The 3,088-nt window shown below is 34.9% G+C and carries 3 protein-coding genes; all 3 read left to right on the forward strand.

The window, feature by feature from the left end; all coding sequences use genetic code 11:
- Positions 1 to 1,746 (forward strand): CHAT domain-containing protein (locus tag VB732_RS35700; RefSeq protein WP_323235518.1); only part of this gene is annotated, 1,746 nt, incomplete at its 5' end.
- Between the two features lie 3 nt (positions 1,747 to 1,749).
- Positions 1,750 to 2,130 carry a hypothetical protein gene (locus VB732_RS35705; protein WP_323235519.1) on the forward strand — a complete coding sequence of 127 codons (381 nt, stop codon included), beginning with the start codon at positions 1,750 to 1,752 and terminating at the stop codon, positions 2,128 to 2,130.
- On the forward strand, positions 2,130 to 3,088 hold a 959-nt coding region (locus tag VB732_RS35710), incomplete at its 3' end, for a hypothetical protein (protein WP_323235520.1). The genes VB732_RS35705 and VB732_RS35710, both read left to right, overlap by 1 nt.

Genomic DNA, 3,088 nt, shown 5'->3' on the forward strand with positions numbered 1-3,088 from the left:
AACAATGCTTTGTTAGTTTACACTCACACCACATTTCCACATAGATATGTAGAGACTTTATTTAATTTGGGTATTGTCTACCAAAAGTCCCAGCGTTTAATCTCAGCTTACATTACCTTAGAATCTGTCATTGAAACTATAGAATTGTTATCTAGGGAAATTGTTGATAGCGAGCAGACAAAACCTGATGTAGCAGAACAATGGAACCAAGTTTATCATTCTATAGTAGAAGTTTGTCTGGAATTAAAAGAATACACCGAGGCCATTGAATATATAGAGCTTACTAAAACGCGCAAACTAATCAAATCACTATTACCAAAAATACAGTCAGAAATTGATGCAGAAAAGAGAAAATTACAAAAGCTGGAAAAAGATAATCAAGATAATATAAATTTAAAAAATCTCAGGTACTTGCGTCAACAGAGGGAATACTTGGTATCAAGGCTTGACAGATTTAATCCAATCCGCTTTAGCGAAATTCAAAACATCTTAAATAACGAAACTGCTATTATTCAATTCTATATATTTTGTAACTGTTTTTGTGCTTTTATAATCACCCGTAACAATGATAAGCCAGACATCTGGCATTTTAATCAACAAGATTTAGATGCATTAAACGATTGGAAAAAGGAATATCTGATTGATTATGATGCAAAATATCAAGATAAAAACCAATGGCAGAATCAGCTAGAAGAACGCCTGAAAAAATTAGCAGAAATTCTGCATATTGAGCAACTTATAGACCTAGTACCCGAACAATGCAAAAGATTAATCCTTATTCCTCATCGCTACTTACACCTGTTTCCTCTCCATGCTTTACCTGTCAAGGAATCATATTTAATTGACTTATTCCCCAACGGCGTAGGCTATGCACCCAGTTGTCAAATTCTGCAACAAGTCCAACTGCGTCAACGTCCTGATTTTCAATCTTTCTTTGCCATCCAAAACCCCACACCAGACTTATACGAAAAAGACTTAGGAACAGTTTCAGCTATCAAGAAACAGTTTGTCGATGCTCATATTTTGAAGCAAGACCAAGCTAACAAATCAGCAATTCTGCTCGGCATTAATGAAAATATTCACAATGTCACACTAAATGAAAAATTGTTGAAAGCTAACTGTGCTTTTTTCTTCTGTCATGGGTACTTTAACCCTAATTCTCCCTTATATTCTGGTTTCCTGTTAGCTGATTGTTTTGTGTCTTCAGAGTTAATTAAGGTAGACCCTAAACGTTATATACCTATACCTGGAGATAAAGATGATCGAGCAGTAGACTTGGAAAAATGCCTAACTTTGGCAGATATCATTACTCACTTCAAACTAGAAAACTGTCGCCTAGTCACTCTATCTGCTTGCGAAACTGGTTTTACGGATTCCACAAGCACGAGTGATGAATACATTGGTTTACCCAGTGGATTTTTGTTAGCTGGTAGCACCAATGTAGTCAGTAGCCTTTGGACAGTCAGTGCTACAGCTACAGCTTTATTGATGATTAAATTTTACGAAGAACTACAGCAGCAAAATAATCAAAATAATATTGTATTAGCTTTAAATACAGCACAACGTTGGTTAAGGGATACGACAGTCAAAGGCTTTCAAGATTGGGTGAATAAGTCCTCACTAAGCTATGTTTGCATAGTGTATTTAAATAAATACTTTGCTGTTAATTACAAAAATGCCTTAACCAAACCGTTTGAATCACCTTTTTATTGGGCTGCTTTTTGTAACATAGGTAAAGGAGTTTAGAAAATGTCAATTTATAAAAATGGTATCCAAGCTTTTATTCAAGTGCTTGACTCTCAATCAAATTTGATTCCGACTCAAGACTGGAAGAAATTGCAGCAATTAGTTAATCAGTTACCAGAAAAAGAAGATGATGAGGGAATTGTAGAAATCCTAGAAAAATGGTTGAAACTAGAATCTTGTAGTCAACTTCTAGAAGTTTACAAGCAAAACGTGCAATCATTTATTGCTAAATATCCTATTGCTCCAGATGAAACATTAGGATTAGGTGGTAGTCAATCACTAACTTCAGCAAATCAACCTAGTCAAGCATCAAAGGAACTTTTAGAGAATGCTATAAAAAACAACTCTCGTTTATCTAAAAATACTAAACCTGACAAAAAATAGTGAAGAATTTCAGCCTCAGCCTCTATGCTTTTCATCTCCGCCACACCCTAGCTGAACTTCCAGGTGAAGTTGTGACAGATGCTAATCTCTTATGGGAAAATCTGGTGAAAGTGGGAGAAGATTCGCTAACTTTTGTTGGGTTGAAAGATTTACGCTCAAAATTAATTTGTTATCAAAATGGTAAATACGACCCCAAGCGGGAAATAGGAGGAAAACGGTTAATTGATGCTCAAGATTTAGATTTGGGTAGTCTCCCCACAATAGAAGGCTTTAAAATTAATGCTAATCTTCAGCCTTTCTTGCTTAACGATACCTACGCAGTTGATTTAACTCTGGTTCCAGAATCACCAAACATTTTCATAGACATACCACAACTGCAACATTTTAAACCAACTTCCTTATTACCATCTAATATTCAAGCATCTTTAGGACAAACATTATGGATTTATGGAGAAGTAGATCCAACTGAAGATTGTGATAAACTAGCTGAAAAATTAGCCATAGCCTTAGTAGCTGGCACAAATTTAAATCCTGTACTACGAACACAACAAGGAAAACTGTTTGGTAGTCTTTTATTTGAATATCAAGCACTTGATCCAGATGAACCAGATAATTCTGCAAAACAATGCCATATTTTAATAGTCATTAATAATAGTCAAGCTGCAACAGTAACACTTGCAGTAGACGCTTATGACTGGTTGCTAAATTTACTATGTAGCTACCATAAAATACTCTACATTTATCAACTAGCGCGTCAACGCTATCGAGACGCAAGAACAATTTATAGTTATTTAGAAAATAAAATTCAAGAATTTAACAGCCTGATATCTGAAAATCAAACACAATTATCTGGCTTAAAAAGCTTAATGGGAGAAATCCCCAAAAAAAGCTTTGATTACACCAGATGCTTGCAAGATTTACAAACACACCACACGGCAATTACTACTAATATTACTAA

Origin of the sequence: Nostoc sp. UHCC 0252 (genome assembly GCF_034931145.1) — a bacterium.
Taxonomy (GTDB): domain Bacteria; phylum Cyanobacteriota; class Cyanobacteriia; order Cyanobacteriales; family Nostocaceae; genus Nostoc.

What these genes read in the sequence shown, in the direction of transcription:
- VB732_RS35705 (WP_323235519.1), top strand. Translation starts at nt 1,750, where the DNA reads ATGTCAATTTATAAAAATGGTATCCAAGCTTTTATTCAAGTGCTTGAC.